The sequence below is a fragment of the Brevibacterium sp. H602 genome (assembly GCF_051172395.1).
In the GTDB taxonomy this organism is placed as follows: domain Bacteria; phylum Actinomycetota; class Actinomycetes; order Actinomycetales; family Brevibacteriaceae; genus Brevibacterium.
The window spans coordinates 67,481-87,125 of the sequence record NZ_JBPIZD010000011.1 but is presented as its reverse complement, the minus strand read 5'-3'; the positions used below and the strand labels follow the sequence as shown (position 1 = coordinate 87,125).

24 protein-coding genes are annotated in these 19,645 nt (G+C 63.5%); 19 read left to right on the top strand and 5 right to left on the bottom strand.

Annotated elements, in window-relative coordinates:
- Positions 1 to 91: 91 nt before the first annotated feature.
- The 10 genes from ACSBQT_RS10120 (at position 92) to ACSBQT_RS10075 (ending at position 8,576) form a co-directional block, all read left to right on the top strand.
- Positions 92 to 430: a LysM peptidoglycan-binding domain-containing protein gene (locus tag ACSBQT_RS10120; RefSeq protein WP_181272074.1), complete on the top strand. Its 339-nt coding sequence runs from the start codon at positions 92 to 94 to the stop codon at positions 428 to 430.
- Positions 431 to 568: 138 nt separating this feature from the next.
- Positions 569 to 1,747 carry a histidinol-phosphate transaminase gene (locus tag ACSBQT_RS10115; RefSeq protein ID WP_435001661.1) on the top strand — a complete coding sequence of 393 codons (1,179 nt, stop codon included), beginning with the start codon at positions 569 to 571 and terminating at the stop codon, positions 1,745 to 1,747.
- Positions 1,744 to 2,340, top strand: a complete 597-nt coding sequence (gene hisB / locus ACSBQT_RS10110) for an imidazoleglycerol-phosphate dehydratase HisB (protein WP_062244078.1) — start codon at positions 1,744 to 1,746, stop codon at positions 2,338 to 2,340. Before ACSBQT_RS10115 ends, hisB begins: the two co-directional genes overlap by 4 nt.
- On the top strand, positions 2,337 to 2,939 hold the full coding sequence (locus ACSBQT_RS10105; protein ID WP_435001660.1) for a hypothetical protein: 603 nt from the start codon (positions 2,337 to 2,339) through the stop codon (positions 2,937 to 2,939). The genes hisB and ACSBQT_RS10105 overlap by 4 nt, the downstream gene beginning before the upstream one ends.
- Complete coding sequence (gene hisH / locus ACSBQT_RS10100) at positions 2,936 to 3,619, top strand: imidazole glycerol phosphate synthase subunit HisH (RefSeq protein ID WP_435001659.1); 684 nt, start codon at positions 2,936 to 2,938, stop codon at positions 3,617 to 3,619. The genes ACSBQT_RS10105 and hisH overlap by 4 nt, the downstream gene beginning before the upstream one ends.
- Positions 3,620 to 3,677: 58 nt before the next feature.
- A complete protein-coding gene (priA, locus tag ACSBQT_RS10095; RefSeq protein ID WP_435001658.1) occupies positions 3,678 to 4,415 on the top strand; it encodes a bifunctional 1-(5-phosphoribosyl)-5-((5-phosphoribosylamino)methylideneamino)imidazole-4-carboxamide isomerase/phosphoribosylanthranilate isomerase PriA in 738 nt (245 codons plus the stop codon).
- 4 nt (positions 4,416 to 4,419) lie between these two features.
- Positions 4,420 to 5,274: an SseB family protein gene (locus ACSBQT_RS10090; protein ID WP_435001657.1), complete on the top strand. Its 855-nt coding sequence runs from the start codon at positions 4,420 to 4,422 to the stop codon at positions 5,272 to 5,274.
- A gap of 46 nt (positions 5,275 to 5,320) precedes the next feature.
- Entirely contained in the window at positions 5,321 to 6,667 is a 1,347-nt protein-coding gene (locus ACSBQT_RS10085; protein ID WP_435001656.1) for a M20 family metallopeptidase, read from the top strand.
- Between the two features lie 49 nt (positions 6,668 to 6,716).
- Positions 6,717 to 8,363, top strand: coding sequence for an AbgT family transporter (locus ACSBQT_RS10080; protein WP_435001655.1), 1,647 nt, complete (start codon positions 6,717 to 6,719; stop codon positions 8,361 to 8,363).
- A gap of 6 nt (positions 8,364 to 8,369) precedes the next feature.
- Positions 8,370 to 8,576, top strand: a complete 207-nt coding sequence (locus ACSBQT_RS10075) for a VOC family protein (RefSeq protein ID WP_435001691.1) — start codon at positions 8,370 to 8,372, stop codon at positions 8,574 to 8,576.
- A gap of 98 nt (positions 8,577 to 8,674) precedes the next feature.
- On the opposite strand, the gene ACSBQT_RS10070 is transcribed toward ACSBQT_RS10075, so the two are convergent.
- Positions 8,675 to 9,655: an NAD-dependent epimerase/dehydratase family protein gene (locus tag ACSBQT_RS10070; RefSeq protein WP_435001654.1), complete on the bottom strand. Its 981-nt coding sequence runs from the start codon at positions 9,653 to 9,655 to the stop codon at positions 8,675 to 8,677.
- 135 nt (positions 9,656 to 9,790) lie between these two features.
- Here ACSBQT_RS10070 and ACSBQT_RS10065 point away from each other — a divergent pair, with 135 nt between their 5' ends.
- Positions 9,791 to 10,480: a TetR/AcrR family transcriptional regulator gene (locus ACSBQT_RS10065; RefSeq protein ID WP_410711282.1), complete on the top strand. Its 690-nt coding sequence runs from the start codon at positions 9,791 to 9,793 to the stop codon at positions 10,478 to 10,480.
- A gap of 110 nt (positions 10,481 to 10,590) precedes the next feature.
- Here ACSBQT_RS10065 and ACSBQT_RS10060 read toward each other — a convergent pair whose 3' ends face one another.
- Positions 10,591 to 10,962 carry a DUF1844 domain-containing protein gene (locus ACSBQT_RS10060; RefSeq protein WP_039206663.1) on the bottom strand — a complete coding sequence of 124 codons (372 nt, stop codon included), beginning with the start codon at positions 10,960 to 10,962 and terminating at the stop codon, positions 10,591 to 10,593.
- Between the two features lie 278 nt (positions 10,963 to 11,240).
- On the opposite strand from ACSBQT_RS10060, the gene infC reads away from it, so the two are divergent.
- From infC to ACSBQT_RS10035, 5 genes are all read left to right on the top strand, one after another.
- Positions 11,241 to 11,891: a translation initiation factor IF-3 gene (infC, locus tag ACSBQT_RS10055; protein ID WP_229664191.1), complete on the top strand. Its 651-nt coding sequence runs from the start codon at positions 11,241 to 11,243 to the stop codon at positions 11,889 to 11,891.
- A 100-nt stretch (positions 11,892 to 11,991) separates the two neighbouring features.
- A complete protein-coding gene (rpmI, locus tag ACSBQT_RS10050) occupies positions 11,992 to 12,198 on the top strand; it encodes a 50S ribosomal protein L35 (protein WP_039206667.1) in 207 nt (68 codons plus the stop codon).
- A 128-nt stretch (positions 12,199 to 12,326) separates the two neighbouring features.
- Positions 12,327 to 12,716, top strand: a complete 390-nt coding sequence (gene rplT / locus ACSBQT_RS10045) for a 50S ribosomal protein L20 (protein WP_039206669.1) — start codon at positions 12,327 to 12,329, stop codon at positions 12,714 to 12,716.
- 191 nt (positions 12,717 to 12,907) lie between these two features.
- Positions 12,908 to 13,729: a TrmH family RNA methyltransferase gene (locus ACSBQT_RS10040; RefSeq protein WP_410711283.1), complete on the top strand. Its 822-nt coding sequence runs from the start codon at positions 12,908 to 12,910 to the stop codon at positions 13,727 to 13,729.
- A 148-nt stretch (positions 13,730 to 13,877) separates the two neighbouring features.
- On the top strand, positions 13,878 to 14,165 hold the full coding sequence (locus tag ACSBQT_RS10035; protein ID WP_410711284.1) for a hypothetical protein: 288 nt from the start codon (positions 13,878 to 13,880) through the stop codon (positions 14,163 to 14,165).
- Positions 14,166 to 14,235: 70 nt separating this feature from the next.
- On the opposite strand, the gene ACSBQT_RS10030 is transcribed toward ACSBQT_RS10035, so the two are convergent.
- Together ACSBQT_RS10030 and ACSBQT_RS10025 are read right to left on the bottom strand one after the other, a co-directional pair.
- Positions 14,236 to 14,652 (bottom strand): VOC family protein, encoded by a 417-nt coding sequence (locus tag ACSBQT_RS10030; protein ID WP_410711285.1) that lies wholly within the window; start codon positions 14,650 to 14,652, stop codon positions 14,236 to 14,238.
- Positions 14,653 to 14,690: 38 nt separating this feature from the next.
- Positions 14,691 to 15,062 (bottom strand): hypothetical protein, encoded by a 372-nt coding sequence (locus ACSBQT_RS10025; protein ID WP_410711286.1) that lies wholly within the window; start codon positions 15,060 to 15,062, stop codon positions 14,691 to 14,693.
- Positions 15,063 to 15,146: 84 nt separating this feature from the next.
- On the opposite strand from ACSBQT_RS10025, the gene ACSBQT_RS10020 reads away from it, so the two are divergent.
- The 3 genes from ACSBQT_RS10020 (at position 15,147) to ACSBQT_RS10010 (ending at position 17,698) form a co-directional block, all read left to right on the top strand.
- A complete protein-coding gene (locus ACSBQT_RS10020) occupies positions 15,147 to 15,806 on the top strand; it encodes a pentapeptide repeat-containing protein (protein ID WP_410711287.1) in 660 nt (219 codons plus the stop codon).
- Positions 15,807 to 15,957: 151 nt separating this feature from the next.
- Positions 15,958 to 16,860: a polysaccharide deacetylase family protein gene (locus tag ACSBQT_RS10015; protein WP_410711288.1), complete on the top strand. Its 903-nt coding sequence runs from the start codon at positions 15,958 to 15,960 to the stop codon at positions 16,858 to 16,860.
- Between the two features lie 88 nt (positions 16,861 to 16,948).
- Positions 16,949 to 17,698 carry a DUF429 domain-containing protein gene (locus tag ACSBQT_RS10010; protein ID WP_410711289.1) on the top strand — a complete coding sequence of 250 codons (750 nt, stop codon included), beginning with the start codon at positions 16,949 to 16,951 and terminating at the stop codon, positions 17,696 to 17,698.
- 195 nt (positions 17,699 to 17,893) lie between these two features.
- On the opposite strand, the gene ACSBQT_RS10005 is transcribed toward ACSBQT_RS10010, so the two are convergent.
- Positions 17,894 to 19,525, bottom strand: coding sequence for an acetolactate synthase large subunit (locus ACSBQT_RS10005; protein ID WP_410711290.1), 1,632 nt, complete (start codon positions 19,523 to 19,525; stop codon positions 17,894 to 17,896).
- Positions 19,526 to 19,645: the final 120 nt, after the last annotated feature.

Genomic DNA, 19,645 nt, shown 5'->3' with positions numbered 1-19,645 from the left:
TTGGACTGGACATTTGTTCGATTGGCATGTTGAATAGAACAGACGTTCTACCGATTACTGGTGGAATCGTACGAATGAAAGAGGTAATGCGATGTCTGCACAGAACACCGAGCTGCACCTGACCCCTCGTGGACGCCAGGCTGTGCGCCTTCTCCGGACCCTGCTCGTCGCTCTCGTCGTCATCGGCGGAGCGGTCCTCCTCGCCACCCAGTCGTTCTCGGCAGCTGCCGTCGCCGAATCGGAGACGGAGAGCATCGGCATCGACGCCGAGGCAGTCGTCGTCGGTGAGGGCGAATCGCTGTGGACCGTGGCTTCGAACCTCGGCATCGACCGCGACACCCGCGATGTCGTTGCCGATATCGTCGAGCTCAACCACCTGGACACACCGACGGTTCACCCCGGCCAGACCCTCGACGTCCCCGTCCGCTGAGGTCGGACCCTGCTCGACCGGCAGGGCGCCGGCCCGACCGGCACCGCGCTGACCCGTTCGATCGGGTGAGCCGACCGGCGTATCTCGATGCCCGACCCGCCGCCCGGGCGGCGGGGGCCTCTCGGTAGAATGATCGCCGTGGGAAACATCGACTCTCTGCCAGTGCGTTCAGACCTCGTCGGCCTCAAGCCCTACGGGGCTCCGCACCTCAATGTGCCGGTCCAACTCAACGTCAACGAGAACGCCTATCCGCTTCCGGACGTCGTCGCCGACAGTATGCGCGCCGCCGTCGACGATCACTTCGCCGGACTCAACCGATATCCCGATCGCGAATTCACCGCACTGCGCGAACACCTCGTCACCTATCTGGACGGTGTGAACGAACGCGCCAGAGACTCCGTCGACCTCGACCCCTCCATGATCTGGGCCGCCAACGGCTCGAACGAAGTGCTCAGCCATATCGTCCAAGCCTTTGGCGGACCGGGCCGCACCGTCGTCGGCTTCACCCCCTCCTATTCGATGCACCCGCTCATCACCACGGGCACGGGTGCCGAATGGCAGCACGTCGAACGCAAGGACGACTTCACCCTCGACGCCGAGACGGTCGCCGCCGAGGTGGCGCGTGCGAACCCGGACATCGTCTTCCTGTGCACCCCGAACAATCCGACCGGGACCTCGATCGGTCTCGACGTCATCGAAGCCGCCTACGACAACTGCGCAGGGATAGTCATCGTCGACGAGGCGTATGCGGAATTCTCCCGTCCCGCCAAGTCTTCGGCGATGACTCTGCTTGAGGGCCGGCCCCGCCTCGTCGTCTCCCGCACCATGAGCAAGGCCTTCGCCTGTGCCGGCCTGCGCCTGGGCTACGCCATCGCCGCACCCGAGCTCATCGACGTCCTCCGCCTCGTCCGCCTGCCTTACCACCTGTCCGAGGTCACCCAGGTGCTGGCCTGCACGGCACTCGAACATGCCGAACTGCTGCTGGGCAACGTCGACCGACTCATCGACGCGCGCAATCGGATGTCCAGCCACCTCGCCGAGGCGGGCTTCACCGTCCACGACAGCGATTCGAACTTCGTTCTCTTCGGCAACATCGCCTCACCGGCCGATCTGTGGCAGAAGCTCCTTGACCGCGGAGTCCTCATCCGCGATATCGGCATCACCGGCCACGCTCGCGTCAACGCCGGCACCGAGGAGGAGACCGAAGCGTTCCTCAACGCCATCGACGACATCCTCGCCGAATCCCCGGACATCCTCGCGGATCGTCCGCAGTCTCCGACCCCGTCATCAGCCGCCCCGACGAAAGGCACTCCATGAGGCAGGCCCAGAACTCACGCACCACGTCCGAGTCCACGGTGTCCGTGTCCGTCAACCTCGACGGCACCGGCACTTCGAACATCTCGACGAGCGTGCCGTTCTTCGACCATATGCTCACCGCCCTGTCGAAGCACTCGATGATCGACCTCGACATCACCGCCACCGGCGACACGCACATCGACGTCCACCACACCGTCGAAGACACCTCGATCGTGCTCGGCCAGACCCTGCGCGAAGCTCTCGGCGACAAGGTCGGCATCCGCCGCTACGGCTTCGCCGCCGTGCCACTGGACGAGGCCTTGGCCCAGTGCGTCGTCGACGTCTCCGGTCGCCCCTACTTCGTCCACGAAGGCGAGCCCGAAGGCCAGCAGTACCACCTCATCGGCGGTCACTTCACCGGTTCGATGACCTCACACTCGCTGGAATCGATCGCCTTCAACGGCGGACTGACCGTCCACCTCGACCTGGTGCGCGGTCGCGATCCGCACCACATCGTCGAAGCCGAGTTCAAGGCCTTCGCCCGCGCGCTGCGCGAAGCCGTCGAAACCGATCCGCGCAGCAACTCCGTTCCCAGCACCAAGGGAGTCCTGTGAGCACGACCGTCATCGTGACCCCGTTCGGGGTCGCCCAACAGCTGGCCGCCGCGTGCGTGCTGTCGAACATCTCAGGCACCATCGTGCCGATCGGCGAGTTCAGCGGAATCGTACTCGCCGACACGGATGTCAAAGCCGGCAACGAGGCGGCCGCAGCGATCTCGAAGCTCGCAGGCAAACATGAGGTCCTCCTCCTCGTGCGCAGCGAAGAGCAGATCGACGCCGGCCACTTCCGCCACGGCGCCCGAGAATCCGATGTGCCGGCCGGGCTGGCGCTGAAGAACCTGCCCGATGTGCTCGAAGGTCTCCTGCTCGAAACCGTTGCCGCAGAGGACGTCGAGGGCAATATTCCGACCTCGTCGATGACGAAGCTGCAGGCTAGTGCAGCCACGATGAGCCCTGGCCGGGCCGCCATGGCACGCACCGCTCTGCTGTGGATCATCGCCGCCGTCCTCGCCGGACTCGTCATGGCCTTCGGCATTGCTCTGGCCCTCGGCGGGAACACCACCGCCTGGGTCGTCGCCGCACTCGGTGCCATCGTCCTCGGGTTCTCCCTGTGGAGGATCTGGTCGGTGCTGAGCAAGGGGGCGAAGCGATGACGACTGTCGCCGTCCTCGACTACGGTGCCGGAAACGTCCGTTCCGCCGTTCGTGCGGTCGCCGCGGCCGGTGCCGAGGTCACGCTCACGGCCGATCACGATGTCATCAACGACTCCGACGGACTGCTGGTTCCGGGCGTCGGCGCGTTTTCGGCCGTGATGGCCGGACTGGAGGACGTCGGGGGAGTCGACCTCATCCGGGCACGCCACGAACAAGGGCGACCGCTGCTCGGCATCTGCGTCGGCCTTCAGGTGTTCTTCGCCCGCGGAGTCGAACACGGAGTCAAGACCGAGGGCATCGGTCTGTGGCCCGGAGCCGTCACCGGCCTCGAGGCACCGGTCATCCCGCATATGGGATGGTCGAAGGTCAACGCTCCCGCAGACTCGGCCATGTTCGACGGCATCGGTGACGAACGCTTCTACTTCGTCCACTCCTACGCTGCGACCGAGCCGCCGGCGAACGCGACGGTGACGACCGCCCGCCACGGCAATGACTTCATCGCTGCTGTCGAAGACGGAACCACCTGGGCAGCACAGTTCCATCCCGAGAAATCCGCCGAGGCGGGCGCCAAGCTCCTGCGCAACTGGCTCGCCTCGTTCGCCGCCGACAGCAGCCCGGGCAACGGTTCGGGCGGCACCGACAGCTCCGGCACCGACCCCACAGACTCACTCAGCTCCTGACCGAGCACACCGACTATGGTTGCCTCAAACCCCGTGGCACCCTGGCAGAAAGGTCACAATGACAGACAGTTCGAACAAGCTGGTCCTCCTCCCCGCCGTCGACGTCGCCGACGGCAAGGCCGTCCGCCTCGTCCAGGGCGAAGCCGGAACCGAAACCGACTACGGTTCACCCATCGACGCCGCTCAGGACTTCGAGAGCCGCGGCGCCGAATGGATCCACCTCGTCGACCTCGATGCCGCCTTCGGACGCGGATCGAACTCGGATCTGCTCAACCAGGTCGTCAAGGCAGTGGGGATCAAGGTCGAACTCTCCGGTGGCATCCGTGACACCGAAAGCCTCGAACGTGCACTCGACACGGGAGCCGAGCGCGTCAACATCGGCACCGCCGCCCTGGAGAACCCCGAGTGGACGGCCGAGATGATCTCGCGCTTCGGCGACCAGGTCGCCATCGGCCTCGACGTGCGCGGAACCACCCTGGCCGCCCGCGGCTGGACGGAGGACGGCGGCGACCTCTACGAAGTCCTCGCCACCCTCGAAGCCGCAGGCTGCTCCCGCTACGTCGTCACCGATGTGCGCAAGGACGGCACCCTGCAGGGCCCCAATGTCGACCTGCTCAAGGATCTCGCGCAGAAGACGGACTCTCCGATCGTCGCCTCCGGCGGAGTCTCGAGCCTCGACGATCTGCGTGCCCTCCGTGAGCTCGTGCCCTTCGGCGTCGACTCGGCGATCGTGGGCAAGGCACTCTACGCCGGCAAGTTCACTCTGGAAGAAGCCCTCGACGTCGCAGGACGGTGAGTCTGTGAGCACGCACTCGCACGATCCGGGCCACCCTCACGAGTCGGGCCAGCCGCATGGGCCGGACGAGCCCCGGTCCGCCGCGTCTGATGCCCAGGCGGGCGACGCCCATACCCCGACGGATTCCGCCGGACAGGCGTGGGAGGGCCGGGATCTCAAACCCAACCCGTTCTCCGGTGACACCGGGCTGGCGGATGCGGCCCTGTTGGAGGCCCTGACCCAGGTCGCTCATGCACCCCTGGATCCGGCCGCCCACCAGCAGGTCGTCGCGGCACTGTCCGGGGCCAGGCTCTATGCCCCGATCGTGCCGATGGTCGTCGATCAGGAGGTCGGAGAGAACGGGCTCATGGCCGACAACTCCTCGGAGATGGCGATGGTCCGCCTCCAAGCCGAGGACGGCCGCGAGTGCACTCCAGGGTTCTCCGGAATCCCACCGTTGACGGCGTGGCATTCCGGCGCCCGTCCCGTGCCGATCGAGTCCGAACGGCTCGTCCTCGGGGCGATCGAGGCCGAGTCCCAGCTCGTCGTCCTCGATCCGGGGGCCGAGTCCTCGTTCCTGCTGCGCCGCCCGGCCATGTTCGCGTTCGTGCAGTCCCAGCCCTGGACTCCGTCCTGGGCCGACGCCGAGGTGGCCGAGCGTCTGCGTGCCATCGCCGAGTCCTTCCCGTGGCTGGCTCGGATCGGTGTGAGCCCCGGCAGCAACAGTGTCCACCTCGGTGGTCCGGAGCTCGGCATCACACTCGGTGTCGACTCCGATGTGCCGCCGGAGGAAGTGCGCCGGTTCCAGGAAACTGTCGCCGGTGACGAGGACCTCGTCGCGAAGATCGACTCTCTGGCCATCCGCCTCGTCGAAGTCTGACCGTTCCGGGCGTGTCAGATCGGCAGGGCACCTATGCTTGTGACCCATGAGCGAAATCCGTGACCTCGGCCACTCGACCGCACCGGACGACAGCTACCTCGACGAGATGGCCAGACAGACCCGGGCTCGGGCCGAGCAGGCCGCCGAGTGGGTCTCTGACTTCACCGGTGCCCCGGTGACGAGCCGGTCCGGCATCGCTGCGGGACTGGACGCCGCGGAGGGCGACCTCACGAGTCTGCTCCACACCATCCATGATCTCGCCGAGACGGCCTTCGAAGAGTTCGATTCGGTCGCCGCGATCGCCTCGGTGTTGGAGAAGCACGGAGTCGATGTCGAGACCGGCCTCTACGGTGTGAAGACCACACTGCGGGCGACGACGGGATCCGGCCACGGTCGCACGATCGCGATCCTCGCCGAATACGATGCCCTGCCCGAGATCGGGCATGCGTGCGGGCACAACATCATCGCCACCGCCGGAGTCGGTGCGTTCCTGGCCCTCCATGCCTTGTACGAGAAGGACCCCGACGCCGTGCCGGGCACCGTCGTGCTGTTGGGTACCCCAGCGGAAGAAGGTCATTCGGGCAAAGAGGTCATGGCCCGGGCCGGTGCCTTCGACGGAATCGACGCAGCCATCATGGTCCACGGCTACGGCTACGACTGCGCCGACCAGGTGTGGCTGGGACGCCGCCTGCTCAAGGTCACGTATTCGGGGGTCGCCGCCCACGCCTCGGCGCAGCCGTTCATGGGGCGCAACGCCCTCGACGCGGCGAACCTCTTCTATCAGGGACTTGGCCTGATGCGGCAGCAGATGCCGCCGATCTCCCGTCTGCACGCGGTCATCACCGACGGCGGAACGAGACCGTCGATCATCACCGAAACCGCCACCGTGCAGTGCTACGTCCGTTCGAAGTTCCCTGAGACGCTCAAAGAGCTCTCCGACCGGGTCGAGGACGCGGCAAAGGGTGCCGCGCTCATGACCGGCACCGGCGTCACTGTCGACTGGGACGAACATCCGCCGTCGCTGCCCGTGCGCACGAATTCGACGCTGACCGCCCGTTGGGGCGAACACGAACAGGCGCGCGGTCGCCAACCGCTTCCCTCCGGAGTGCTCGACGAATCGATCGCTGCGTCCACGGACTTCGGCAATGTCTCCTACCGGATTCCCGGCATCCATCCGCTCATCAAGACCGCCGACGCCGAGGTGGCCTTGCACACTCGTGAATTCGCCGAGGCAGCGCAGACCCCGGCCGCCGAAATTGCGGCACTCGACGCAGCTTACGGTCTTGCGTGCACCGCACTGGACTTCCTCGTCGACGATGCTCTCGCCGCCGAGGTGACCGAAGAGTTCACCCGCGACGGGGGAGCCATCGACGTCGAGCACTTCTTCGACTGAGATCGTCCCGCCGCACCCAGACCTGATCCATCGAAGAGAAGGACCGCTCATGTCGACGACAGATGGGAAAGTCGGTTTCGGCCAGCGCACGCTGGACTGGATCGAACGCATCGGAAACAAGCTGCCCGAACCGTTCACACTGTTCCTCGGGCTCTTCATCATCACCGGCCTCGTCTCCACGGCGATGGCCATGGCCGATGTCACCGTGGCCATTCCCGGCGGCGACGAGACCGTTGCGATCAAGGGACTGTTCACCGGGGAGGGCCTGTCGTGGCTGACCACGACGATGGGCGACAACTACATCGGGTTCCCGCCCTTGGCGACGGTGCTGCCGATTCTCCTCGCCGTCGGTGTGGCCGAGAAGTCGGGAATGCTCGCCGCGGCCGTGCGCATCGCCTTCGGCAAGAGCCCGAAGTGGCTGCTGCCGTATGCCGTCGGCTTCGTCGGGGTGGTCGGGTCGATCATGGCCGACTCGGCGTTCGTTATCATCCCGCCTTTGGCCGCGCTCGTATTCAAAGCGGCAGGACGGCATCCGATGGCCGGGCTCATCGGCGGGTTCGCCGCCACCGGTGCCGGCTATTCGACCTCGATCGTCCCGACGAGCCTCGACGCTCTGTTCGCCGGGATCACCACCTCGGTGATGGAGACCCTGCCGAACACCGATTACACCGCGGTCAACCCGGTGTCGAACTACTACTTCAATATCGCCTCGTCGATCGTGCTGGCCGTCATCGCCGGATTCATCATCGACCGGCTGATCGAACCGAACATGGTGCGCAAGGGAGTGCCCCGCGAATACGCGAACGGCTCGGGAAGCGGTCTGGCGCGCGAATACCAGGCACCCGACAGCCCCTACGGTGATGCCTCGGTGAAAACAGATGGATCCTCTGAATCTTCGAACGATGAATCGTCCACCGAGATCAAGGCCGAACTCGAACCCGAGGAGAAGAAGGGGCTGATCTGGGCGGTCGTCTCGGGTCTCGTCCTCACCGCAGTCTTCCTCTTCGCGTTCCTACTTCCATCGTCTCCCTGGCGGAACGAGGACGGCGGATTCCTCCCGGAGTCCCCGCTGCTGTCGTCGATCGTGTTCATCGTCTTCGCCTACTTCATGCTCATGGGCGTCGTCTACGGCATCGTCGTGCACACCGTGAGGTCGATGAACGACCTCGTGAAGATGATGAGCCAATCGATCATCGACATGATGTCGTTCCTCATTCTCGCGTTCATCCTCGGCCAGTTCATCGCCCTGTTCAACTGGACGGGAATCGGTTCGTGGATCGCCGTCGCAGGTGCGTCGGGGCTCGAGGCGATCGGGCTGACCGGGTTCGCCGCGGTCATCGGCTTCATGCTCCTGGCCAGTGTGCTCAACCTGTTCATCGTCTCCGGATCGTCGATGTGGACCCTCATGGCTGCCGTGTTCGTCCCACTCTTCGCCCTGCTCGGCTACGAACCCGCGTTCATCCAAGCCGGTTTCCGCGTCGGAGACTCGGCCACTCAGGTCATCACCCCGCTCAACCCGTACATGATCGTCCTCCTCGGCCTCGTCCGCCGGTATGAGCCGAACGCCGGGTTGGGCACGGTCATCTCTCGGATGTTCCCGTTCGTCATCCCGTTCTGGCTGGCCTGGGCCGTGCTGCTGGGCATCTGGTTCGTCTTCGACCTGCCGTTGGGCCCGGGCAACGGGATCCGTCTGTGAGGTCCGATTGCCCATGGTGAGTCGAATCAGCGATCTTATCGTCAAAACCCCAGACCCAGCTCGGCTGAGCTCGAAAGACTTGTGGCTCTGGGTGCGCAGAAGACTGATGTCGTGCCGTCAGGAAGCTGGCATGTTCTCGCGGATCCGGACGGCAACAAGTTCTGTCTCATGGCGAAGCGCATCCCAGCCGAGCCGGAAGACTTCCATGACTGAGTCCCAACCCAATCGGTGACAGAAACAGCAAACGACCATGCAGTTCTGCGGACTACTGTCGAAATTCCGAGGTCAGAGGACTTCGTGACGTTTATGCCTCAGAGCATCTGTCGCACGCCCTCGCGCCAGTCGGTTGTGCCGACAGCTTCGGCCAAATCACTGGAGGCAATGACGCAGGGTTCGTACCAGATCGGTGCCAACTGGTTGAGCTCATAGAAGGAGCGTTCGAAAGCGCCGATGGCACGGGTCGCCCAACGCGGGACTGAGACCGGACGCTTGTGCTTCTTCCCCACGACGTCAGCGGTGAAGTCGGCGATGTCGGCCAATGTCGGATTTGATGCCGGTGCGATCCCCAGCTGATGCGTCCCCGCGGGGACGCTCTTGAGATCCTCAGCCGCCTGGATCATGGCAGCCGCGTGATCGGCGATGACGGTGATTCCGTGCGGGACGTCTGTCCGTGCCGGCACCATGGCCCGGCGCCCGTGAGAGATCGGTTCGGTGATGCACATCCGCACCACCGACGACCATTTCTCTGCGGTCCTGCCGAGCAGATCGCCCGCGATGACGCTCGCACTGGTCGCTGAGTGAGCGTCACGTGCTTCGATGAGTCGCTGCCGGATTCGTCCCTTATCCTCCACCGGAGCGAACGGGGAGGTTTCAGTGATCGGGGTGCGCAGTCCGGCGAAGGCGTAGACCGACTCCGGGAAGACGACAGGGATGCCGAGGTCCGCGGCGGTGTCCAGAATCGCCGCATCGAGGCGGGGGAGGACTTGCTCCCATTTCCGACTGTCATAGGGAGCGTGTGCGCAGGCGAAGATCGCATCGACTCCCGTAGCGGACTCGGCCAGCTGAGCGCGATCACTCGCGTCGGCCTTGATGTGGGTGGGAGCGCTGACAGTCGTCGTGCCAGCCGTGGACGAGGCTTCCGACGGGGCGGTGGTGTTGGTCGCTCCGGATGAGGTGCTGGATGAACCTCTGCCGGAGCGGGTGGCGATGCGGACGACTGTGCCTGATGCGATGAGCTGAGCCGCGATCTCCGAACCGATCTGACCATTGCCGATGACGAGTGCTGTTTTCATGACGGATCCCTTTCGATACCTCCGAGTGATAAACGAGAGCAGTGCTCTCTCGAATCAGCGTAGGCCTCACGCGTTGACAATTCAAGAGCATTGCTCACTGTTGTCATCATTGCTCTCGGATCGTAAGGTGAAGCCATGACTGAAACCCCGCGGCAGCGCGCCCGCATCGAGACGGAAGCGCAGATCACGGCCATCGGCAATCGCATGATCGATGACGAGGGCGTCGACGGGCTGTCGCTACGAGCGATCGCCCGTGAGCTCGGAGTCGTCTCCAGTGCGGTGTATCGGTACGTGAAGAGCCGGGACGAACTGCTGACGATCCTCATCCGCGACGCCTTCTCGCAGATCGCCGATGCTGTCGATGAGGCTCTGGCTGGGGAGCGGAGCGTGCAGGTGCTCGCGCTGGCGATGCTTGACTGGTCGCGCACGTATCCGAATCGGTGGGCGCTCATCTACGGCACTCCGATCGACGGGTATGAGGCTCCCCGTGAGGAGACTGTGGTGCCGGGAACACGCATCATGGTCGCCTTGGCGTCCTTGGTGGCGGAGTCAGCGACCGGCACCGAGGCGGCCAACGGAGCTGGCGCGGCCCGGGGCGCGCAGAGTGCCGAAGCTCAGGAGCTGAGCGCGACGCTCGAGCCGCTGCGGCAAGGTCTCGACGAACTCGGCCTCGACTACGAGGACTCCGTGATCTTGGAGACCATCACGGTCTGGGTCGCCATCGTCGGGCTGATCAACGGTCTGCGCTTCGGCCAATTCGGGCCGGGATTCGAGCGCCTGGAAGACGATCTCATGTCCGGGGTGGTCAGCCGCCTCGGCGCGTAAATCGGTGAACGTCTGCGGGCAAGGGCACGGCAGCCTCGGCGAATGAGGATATGACAACGGCCCCCGATCGATGATCGAGGGCCGTTGCGTGAGTGGTCAGCGGGGGAGTGTCAGCGGACGGGGCCGGTGAACTTCTCTCCGGGACCTTCGCCGGGGGCGTCGGGGTATTCCGAAGCCTCACGGAAGGCCAGCTGCAGGCTGCGCAGTCCATCGCGCAGCGGGCGGGCGTGGTGGTCGCCGATCACGGTAGCAGCACCGGTGACGAAGCCGGCCAGTGCGGTGATGAGCTTGCGGGCCTCATCGAGGTCCTGGAGGTCGGCGCCGCGACCTTCGGCGGTGTCCTCGGCCAGGCCGCACTTGACGGCGGCAGCGGACATGAGGTGGACGGCGCTGGAGGTGATGACCTCGACAGCGGGGACCTCGGCGATGTCGCGCGTAACGTCGGCGATCGCCTCGGCGGGAACAGATTCTTCAGAACTCATGCCTTAAGCTTGACATATAAATCAATGCGGCGATCACACCAGGGCTTCGATGTGCGAAGAGTCATGAAGCGTAGTACACTGGTAGCTGGTGCGAAGCGGAGTCTGTCTCCCACCTTGATCGCGAAGAGCGATCGGGTCCAAAGATCTGTCCTTCGGACGTAGTCCGAATGGGTGCAGATCGAGGTGTATTCACTGAACGTACGTCTACCGTACTGCTCGTGTGTGCAGGCTCCCTTGGCATGTGTCAACGGGAGCCTTTTTCGTTGTCACGACCACATTTGAGCAAAAGGAGTGAACACATCAGCGAGACGCGCATCAATGACCGGATTCGGGTTCCCGAGGTCCGGTTGGTCGGACCCAATGGTGAACAGGTCGGTATCGTTGCCATTCGCAAGGCACTCGATCTCGCCGGTGAAGCCGGCCTCGACCTCGTCGAGGTAGCCCCACAGGCGAAGCCACCCGTAGCCAAGCTCATGGACTACGGAAAATTCAAATATGAATCTGCCCAGAAAGCCAGAGAAGCCCGGAAGAACCAGGCGAACACTGCGCTGAAGGAGATCCGCTTCCGTCTCAAGATCGACGAACACGATTACGAGACGAAGAAGGGCCACGTCACCCGCTTCCTCGAAGGCGGCGACAAGGTCAAGGTCATGATCATGTTCCGCGGACGTGAGCAGTCCCGTCCCGAGATGGGCATCAAGCTGCTCAACCGCTTGGCCGAAGATGTGTCCGATCTTGGCTCCGTCGAATCCTCACCGCGAGTCGACGGACGCAACATGGTGATGGTCATCGCCCCGCACAAGTCAAAGTCTGACGCCAAGGCGGAGGCCCGGAAGGCATCGGCAGATGCCAAGGGCAAGTCCGCTGAGGTGAAGTCCCGTCGCGATCGGGTCGCTGCAGAGAAGAACGCAGCTCGCCCGGACGCGTGAGAAATTAAGTACGTCGCGTTCCAGGTCCGTCCTGGTCTGTGCGTGTGAAGTAGTTGCCCGCGGTTGACGCGGGCAACGAATTGCAAAGGAGAACGGCACTATGCCGAAGCAGAAGACGAACAGCAGCGCCAAGAAGCGCATGCGCGTGACTGGCAGTGGCAAGATCATGCGTGAAGGCGTGAACAACCAGCACAAGTTCGAGGGCAAGTCCTCGGCTCGTAAGCGCCGCGTGTCCACCGACCAGGAACTCACCGGCGGCGACCGCGCCATGGCCCGCAAGCTTCTGGGCAAGCTCAAGGGCAGGTGAGACCCCTTTCGGGTCTTTCCTTCCCGGACAGTCTCCGGGATCTCCCACGGGCAGTCGACATCGGCTGTCTCAGCTTGAACCAGAGTCCGGCACCGCCGGCAGATACGAACTTTTCAAAGGAGTAACACGTGGCACGTGTGAAGAGAGCGGTCAACGCTCACAAGAAGCGCCGGGTCATCCTCGACCGGGCAAGCGGCTACCGCGGACAGCGCTCGCGCCTGTACCGCAAGGCCAAAGAACAGGTCATCCACTCGCTGGTCTACAGCTACCGTGACCGTCGCAAGCGCAAGGGCGACTTCCGTCGTCTCTGGATCCAGCGCATCAACGCCGGCGCCCGCGCCAACGGTATGACCTACAACCGTTTCATCCAGGGCCTCAAGGCCGCTGGAGTCGAGGTCGACCGTCGCATGCTCGCCGAGCTCGCCGTGAACGACTCGGCCACCTTCGCGCACCTGGTCAAGGTCGCCAAGGAAGCTCTTCCTGCTGACGTCAACGCAGCGAAGACCGACGCCGCCTGAGCAGCGTCATCTCAAGACTCCGGTCACATAAGTGACTGACCGATCGCCTCGGTGATCGACGACGGCCCCGAACTGCAGGTTCGGGGCCGTCGGTCTTTCTGCCAGGACCTGCCTGGTCCTCATTTCAGCTTCTGCCTCTTCAGCACCCAGCTCTTCCACTTCAGCATTCAACGGATCGAGAACACGGTTTCATGAAACTCCCTGACGTCATCTCCTCACCTCAGTCGAAGCGGATCAAGAACGCCGCGAAGCTGCTCAAGCGTCGCGATCGCAAGTCCACGGGGCAATTCCTCGTCGAAGGTCCACAGGCCGTGCGGGAGGCACTGGCGCGCAAGGGCTCCATCGTTGAGCTCTTCATCACCGAGGAGGCTGCTGAAGAACATCCGTCGTTCGTCTCCACAGCCAAGCACGGGCGCATGCAGTGCAGCATCGTCACCCCCGAGGTTCTCACCGAGCTCGCATCGACCGTGAACTCACAAGGCGTCGTGGCCGTGTGCAGGGCGCTCGACGTGGAGCTGACCTCCGTGCTCGACAAGGAAGCGCAGCTCGTGGTCGTCCTGTCGCAAGTGCGCGATCCGGGCAATGCCGGCACGATCATTCGCCTGGCCGATGCCGCGGGCGCCGATGCCGTCGTGCTGACATCGTCGTCGGTGGACGTCTATAACGACAAGGTCGTGCGGTCGACCGCCGGTTCGCTCTTCCACATTCCCATCGTCACCGGAGTCGGACTCTCCGAGGTGACCGAACTGGCCCGTGCCCGCGGCCTGCAGGTGCTCGCCGCCGACGCGAACGACGAAGCCCACGATCTTCACCACCCCTGGGAGACGGGCCTCGACCTAACCGCACGTACCGCCTGGGTCTTCGGCAACGAAGCTTGGGGGATGAGCGCCGAGGATCTGGAGCTGTGCGACTCATCCGTGGCCGTCCCGATCTACGGCTCGGCCGAAAGCCTCAACCTCGGCACCGCCGCCGGAGTGTGCATCTACGAAAGTGCTCGCAACCAGCGGATGTGAGGGGCTGGGCAGCTTCTGTGCATTGGGGAAGGTGCTCCGGACTGGCTCGCTGAACTGCGGGCATGGTTCAATTCTGCGGCGATCTGCGCTACTGTGACGACAAGTAACCTAGTCGATTAACAGCAGTAGTCAGGGCGGTGAGACGAGCGTGGTTGATACTGCCGATGCGCCGAAGTCTCTGGCGACGCTGCGGAGTCATCATCTCAATGAAGCGATCGAGTCAGTGGTCGTCTTCTCGGCTGTTGCGTGTATTTTCTGGGTACTCGATTTCGGTACGGGGGCCTCTCCGTCGGTACCGCAACTGCTGATCACGGTGACGGTGCCTGTGGCACTCATCAAAGAGTATGTCGTCTACACCTCGGCGGTGAAGAGACTCGGTTTCGTCGATGTCCCGAAAACGGCGTTGGCAGGAGTCTCAGCTTCCCGTGGCCGCTGAGACGCGCACGACTGTGCGCTCATCGTGCGCGAAAGCCCTCCGTGACCGTCCGACAGGTGCGTAAAACTATTCAGCCGTTCGCAGCGGCCTTCGCGGTCTGCTCGTTGGCGGCGAGCTCCCAGATGTATCCGTCCGGGTCAGCGAAGTAGCCCATGTACGACCCATCGACATCTTGGCCCGGATCGGCTGATCCACCGGCGGCGATCGCACGATCGAGGGTCTCATCGATCTCGGCTTTAGTGGCGAAGGCGCACGAGATGATGCTGGCTCCTGGAACCGGATTCTTCGAACCGGGCTGGCCTGAGAGCTCGAGGTACTGGCCGTATTCGTCTGCGGTGATGAAGAAGATCGAGAGGTTCGGCAGTTCGAAGGCGACGATGCCGTCGTCCACACCGCCGGTTTCGAGACCGAGTCCATCGGCGTAGAAGTTCGCGGTGGCCTGAGGATCGGCAACGGGCAATGACAGGATCGTTGTCAGTGGCTTCATGCCTGCAGTCTAGCGGGGGAGACGTCGATCGCTCAGCCTTATTCCGAATACGTCACTATTCCGCTGTAGACCACCATGATCACAACGGTCACGGCTAAACAGAATCCAGTGGCGATGAGTCCGCGTCTCCACCATGACGTGTGCGGTCGGAGCTGATTCAGCACCGACGGTGCAATCACCGCCGTGGCCACCCAGCCAAGGACGATAAGAAATCCAAGAAACCAGCTTCCGTACCCGAAGAACAGGTCATTGATGGCCCCGCCACACTGGAAGCCGGCTTCACCGCAGCCGATGTACTGAGCGTGCAGGTAACGGACCACGAGGTAGACAACAGCGAGCACCCCGCCTGCTGCAAACGCAACCGCGTAGGGTGCATCGCGGTCATTGGGTGAGCGTGGCCGCGAGTCCATGCACCCGACGATAACAAGGCGTGTTTTCGTTCGGGTGAACTCGCAACGACGGGGTATGTCACCGGCAGCGATTAGGGTGGGCCCATGACCACGGAGACGCCGCGACCACCGAAGATTAACCTCGGCGAACTTGCCCAGGGTTACCTCGGGGATATCGATCCCGAGGAATTCCTCGAGGGCATGGAATTCACCGATCTCGACCTCGCCGAGGTGGATGCCACCCAAGCGACGTTCCTCGACGGTCGATGGTCGAACGTCAATTTCGGCGATGTCGACGTGCCGGTCGATCTCACCGGGGCCAGGATCTCCGGCACGGAGATTACGGACTGCCGCGCCGACACGTGGACTATGTCCCGTGGAAACCTACTGCACACAGCGATCTCTGGAACACGGATCGGTGCCGGCGTTGTCTATGACAGCGTGTGGGAGAAGGTGCGATTCACCAATTGCCGTATCTCCTACCTCAACCTGCGCGGGTCGAAGCTTACCGATGTCGAGTTCCGCGACTGCAAGATCGACGAGATCGACCTCGACCGAGCGAAGGTCAGCCGGGTCGCATTTCCGGGAAGCAGCGTCGGAGTCTTCCAGTGCGAAGGCGCCGCCCTCGGCAACGTCGATATCCGGGGACTGGAACCGCACAAGATCTCCGGCGTGCACTCGTTGCGCGGAGCGACCATCGACGACACCCAGCTCATGCTCTTCGCCGAACTCTTCGCCTCGGAACTCGGCATCACCGTGGAGTGAGCACGGGAGCCTCCAAACGGAGAAGCACGGTCCCTGACCAGGTGAGACACCTATTGCGCAGATCACTCTTCGGTGAAAGACTCACAGCATCGCGGCATTCGCCCGCAGCGAGTCCGCGTTCTCACTTTCGAATCGACGGAGGATGCGCAAAATGGCCAAAGAGATTTTCGTTTCACTCGGTATCGACATCGATGCAGTGTCGGGCTGGCTCGGTTCCTACGGCGGGCAAGACTCTCCCTCGGACATTCAGCGAGGAATCTTCGCCGGCGAAATCGGAGTTCCCCGGCTCCTGAAGATGCTCAAACGTCGCGACCTCAAGGCAAGCTGGTTCATCCCCGGCCATTCGCTCGAGACATTCCCCGACCAGTGCAAGATGGTGTACGACGACGGACATGAGATCGGCGCTCACGGCTACAGCCACGAGAATCCCGTCGCGATGACGAACCGTCAGGAAGACATCGTGATGGAGAAGTCCGTCGAGCTCATCACGAACCTCACCGGCATCCAGCCACGCGGCTATGTCGCCCCATGGTGGGAGCTGAGCGCATACACGCCTGAGCTGCTGAAGAAATTCGGGTTCGACTACGACCACAGCCAAAGCCACAAGGATTTCGTGCCGTACTACTCCATCGCCGGAGACGAATGGACGCCGATCGACTATTCGCAGTCGCCGGAAACCTGGATGAAGCCGCTCAAACACGGCAAGGAGATCGACCTCGTCGAGATTGCTGCGAACTGGTACGTCGATGACTTGCCGCCGATGCTGTTCGTGAAGAGCAGCCCGAACAGCCACGGCTTCGTCAATCCCCGCGATATCGAGACCTTGTGGCGCGACCAGTTCGACTGGGTCTACCGCGAACTCGACTATGCGATCTTCCCGATCACGATCCACCCGGATGTATCCGGCCGTCCGCAGGTGCTGCTCATGCTCGAACGTCTGCTGGACTACATCGGCGGGCACGACGGTGTGAAGATTGTGACCATGGGCGAGATCGCTGATGACTTCCGGGCACGCTATCCGTTCGAGTCCTCTGAACGTCCACCGGCGTACTGATAACACTGGTCAGCAAACGGCGTCCGTCGTCGGTACCTCCGTGGAGCGGGCCGATAGCCCCGTGAATACACATGGAAAGAAGGTCGGGATGAAGGTTGCCGGAGTCGACCTCGCAGCCGAGGCGGACCGCACTGGCCTCGCTATACTCAATTTTGGCGAGGGGGAATCGCTCAACGCGCAAATGACAATCGACGAACTTCTTCTTGGCGCCGATGATGACGCAATCCGGGACGCAATTGTTCAGGTGGGCCGGACCGGTATCGACGTGCCTCTTGGATGGCCACAGAGATTCGTCGAGTTCGTGTCCGACCACGCCAGTGGACATCTGCCCGCGCCGGTGGCCACCGACCGCGAATGGCGACGGGGGCTGGCGCTGAGGGAGACTGACCGGTCCGTCCAACGCTGCGCCGGTGTCTGGCCATTGAGCGTAGCCACCGAGCGGATTGCTTATGCGGCAATGCGCTGGGCCGGCATTGAGGCACACCTGAGGGCAGAGGGCGTCTCAGTCGCCCGAGACGGGTCAGGTGTCGTCTATGAGGTCTATCCTGCGGCAGCGCTGAAAGTGTGGGGCCTGCAACATCGTGGTTACAAAGGACAGAAGAATTCTGAAGTCCGGCACCAGTTGGTCGACGACCTAACCGCGAAATTTCCCAACTTGGAGTGGAATGGGCACAAAGACTTCTGCCTCGCCGATGACAATGCGCTGGACGCAGTGCTTGCCGCCATCATCGCACTGGAAGCCTATCTGGGCAGATGCGAGCCGGCTCCCACTGAATTGAAGTCGAGTACGCGAAGAGAAGGTTGGATCTGGGTTCCTCGAAATGACTGGCCTGGCTAGTCTTCGTTCGCTTACCCCTCGGGACTGTCCGGGGGAGTGAATTGATCGGCCAGTCCCGGAGGGCAGCCTTGATGATCCGGCCGAGGGATCCCCACGCGCACAGCGTGGAGATCCCCAGCAGAATCGTGAAGAGCCGTGACCGTATCAATCGACCAACTTGCGGGTCAGAGCCAGACGCGACGCTGAATCAGTACCTCACCGCTTGCCCAGCTCGTCGATCAGCACGCGCTTGTTCTCCGAGTAGTCGACGGGCACGACCACGACGTGCACTCCACCGACCTCGAACGCGTTCTCCAGGGCATCGCTGATGCTGTCGACATCCTCGACGCGGGTGCCTGTGGCCCCATACGACTCCGCGTACTTCACGAAGTCCGGGTTGCCGTAGGTCAGACCGTAGTCGGGGAATCCGTCCGCGGCCTGCTTCCACCGGATCATGCCGTAGGCGTTGTCCTCGAGGATGACGACAACGAGATCGAGACCCAAACGCACGGCGGTCTCCATCTCCTGGCTGTTCATCATGAACCCGCCGTCGCCGACCACGGCCATGACCCGACGCTCCGGGTAGGTCAGCTTTGCCCCGATCGCCGAGGGCAATCCGGCGCCCATCGTCGCCAGCGCATTGTCGAGCAGCAGAGTGTTCGCCCTGGTCGTGCGGTAGTTGCGGGCGAACCAGATCTTGTACATTCCGTTGTCCAGGGCCACGATTCCATCGGTCGGCACGACATCACGGACCTCCTGGACGATCCGCTGGGGGATGAACCGATCCTCATCGGCTCCCTCGTGGATCTTGATGAGGATCTCATCACGCATCGGCAGGAGCGCCTCGGCGGTGGGCACGGGACCGCCGAGCACCTCGGCGAGCTTGTCCAAGGACGGACCCAGGTCACCGATGACCTCGAACTGCGGGAAATACACCTGCTCAACGATGGCGGGACGGTATCCGATGTGCACGACGGTCGGTCCGTTCTCATCCATCGTGAACGGCGGCTTCTCCGTCGTATCGTGACCGATGGTGACAATGACATCGGCCGCATCGATCGCGTCGTGGACGTAGTCACCGGAGGTCAGGGCCGCCGTGCCCATGTACAGATCCGACGCTCCCGTCACCGAGCCCTTGCCCATCTGCGTGGTCACGTAGGGGATGCGCATCCCCGCAACGAAACGCGACAGCTCCTCACTGCAGGAAGCCCGGGAGGCATCCGCACCGAGCATGAGCAGCGGGTTCTTCGCCTCCCTGATGACGTTCGCGGCGTTCGCAATCGCCGTATCCCCGGCGACGGGCCGACTGTTCGTATGCGGTTCGATGAGCTCGAACCCGTCGACCGGCATCCCGGCGATGTCCTCGGGCAGCTCGAGGTGCACCGGTCCCGGACGCTCGGCCTGAGCGGCGCGGAACGCCTCCCTGACCATCGTCGGGATCATCGCCGCCGAGGTGATCTGCTTGCTCACCTTCGTCAGGGGATCCATCGTCGCCACCGTATTGACCATTTGGAACGCCGCCTGCTCAGCGGTGCGGATGCCCTTCTGACCGGTGATCATGATGACCGGCATCCCGCCGAGGTGGGCGTACGCAGCCCCGGTCGCCAGGTTGAGCGCGCCCGGCCCCAAGGTCGTGAGCACCACACCGGGCTTGCCCGTCAGCCGACCGTAGGTGGCGGCCATGAACGCGGCCGCCTGCTCGTGACGGGTGAGGATGAGCTCGATCGATGAATTCCGCAGGGAGTCGACGAAGTCGAGGTTCTCCTCACCGGGAATGCCGAAGATCCGCTCGACGCCCTCGTTCTCCAGGGCCCTGACCATGACATCTGATGCACGTTGTGTCGTCATGTGCCCGACCCTACGCCTCACGCGGCTCGATCCCTATGATCGACCCCACACAACCGTCACCGAGGCGGCCCACCCACCCAGCGGACCCGACCAGGGCCCTGCCTGGGGAGACGATAGACT

Excerpts from the sequence above, each read along its gene's own strand:
- ACSBQT_RS10120 (WP_181272074.1), top strand. The coding sequence starts at position 92 with ATGTCTGCACAGAACACCGAGCTGCACCTGACCCCTCGTGGACGCCAG.
- hisB (WP_062244078.1), top strand. The coding sequence starts at position 1,744 with ATGAGGCAGGCCCAGAACTCACGCACCACGTCCGAGTCCACGGTGTCC.
- hisH (WP_435001659.1), top strand. The coding sequence starts at position 2,936 with ATGACGACTGTCGCCGTCCTCGACTACGGTGCCGGAAACGTCCGTTCC.
- priA (WP_435001658.1), top strand. The coding sequence starts at position 3,678 with ATGACAGACAGTTCGAACAAGCTGGTCCTCCTCCCCGCCGTCGACGTC.
- ACSBQT_RS10085 (WP_435001656.1), top strand. The coding sequence starts at position 5,321 with ATGAGCGAAATCCGTGACCTCGGCCACTCGACCGCACCGGACGACAGC.
- ACSBQT_RS10080 (WP_435001655.1), top strand. The coding sequence starts at position 6,717 with ATGTCGACGACAGATGGGAAAGTCGGTTTCGGCCAGCGCACGCTGGAC.
- ACSBQT_RS10070 (WP_435001654.1), bottom strand. The coding sequence starts at position 9,655 with ATGAAAACAGCACTCGTCATCGGCAATGGTCAGATCGGTTCGGAGATC.
- ACSBQT_RS10065 (WP_410711282.1), top strand. The coding sequence starts at position 9,791 with ATGACTGAAACCCCGCGGCAGCGCGCCCGCATCGAGACGGAAGCGCAG.
- ACSBQT_RS10060 (WP_039206663.1), bottom strand. The coding sequence starts at position 10,962 with ATGAGTTCTGAAGAATCTGTTCCCGCCGAGGCGATCGCCGACGTTACG.
- rpmI (WP_039206667.1), top strand. The coding sequence starts at position 11,992 with ATGCCGAAGCAGAAGACGAACAGCAGCGCCAAGAAGCGCATGCGCGTG.
- ACSBQT_RS10040 (WP_410711283.1), top strand. The coding sequence starts at position 12,908 with ATGAAACTCCCTGACGTCATCTCCTCACCTCAGTCGAAGCGGATCAAG.
- ACSBQT_RS10030 (WP_410711285.1), bottom strand. The coding sequence starts at position 14,652 with ATGAAGCCACTGACAACGATCCTGTCATTGCCCGTTGCCGATCCTCAG.
- ACSBQT_RS10025 (WP_410711286.1), bottom strand. The coding sequence starts at position 15,062 with ATGGACTCGCGGCCACGCTCACCCAATGACCGCGATGCACCCTACGCG.
- ACSBQT_RS10020 (WP_410711287.1), top strand. The coding sequence starts at position 15,147 with ATGACCACGGAGACGCCGCGACCACCGAAGATTAACCTCGGCGAACTT.
- ACSBQT_RS10015 (WP_410711288.1), top strand. The coding sequence starts at position 15,958 with ATGGCCAAAGAGATTTTCGTTTCACTCGGTATCGACATCGATGCAGTG.
- ACSBQT_RS10010 (WP_410711289.1), top strand. The coding sequence starts at position 16,949 with ATGAAGGTTGCCGGAGTCGACCTCGCAGCCGAGGCGGACCGCACTGGC.
- ACSBQT_RS10005 (WP_410711290.1), bottom strand. The coding sequence starts at position 19,525 with ATGACGACACAACGTGCATCAGATGTCATGGTCAGGGCCCTGGAGAAC.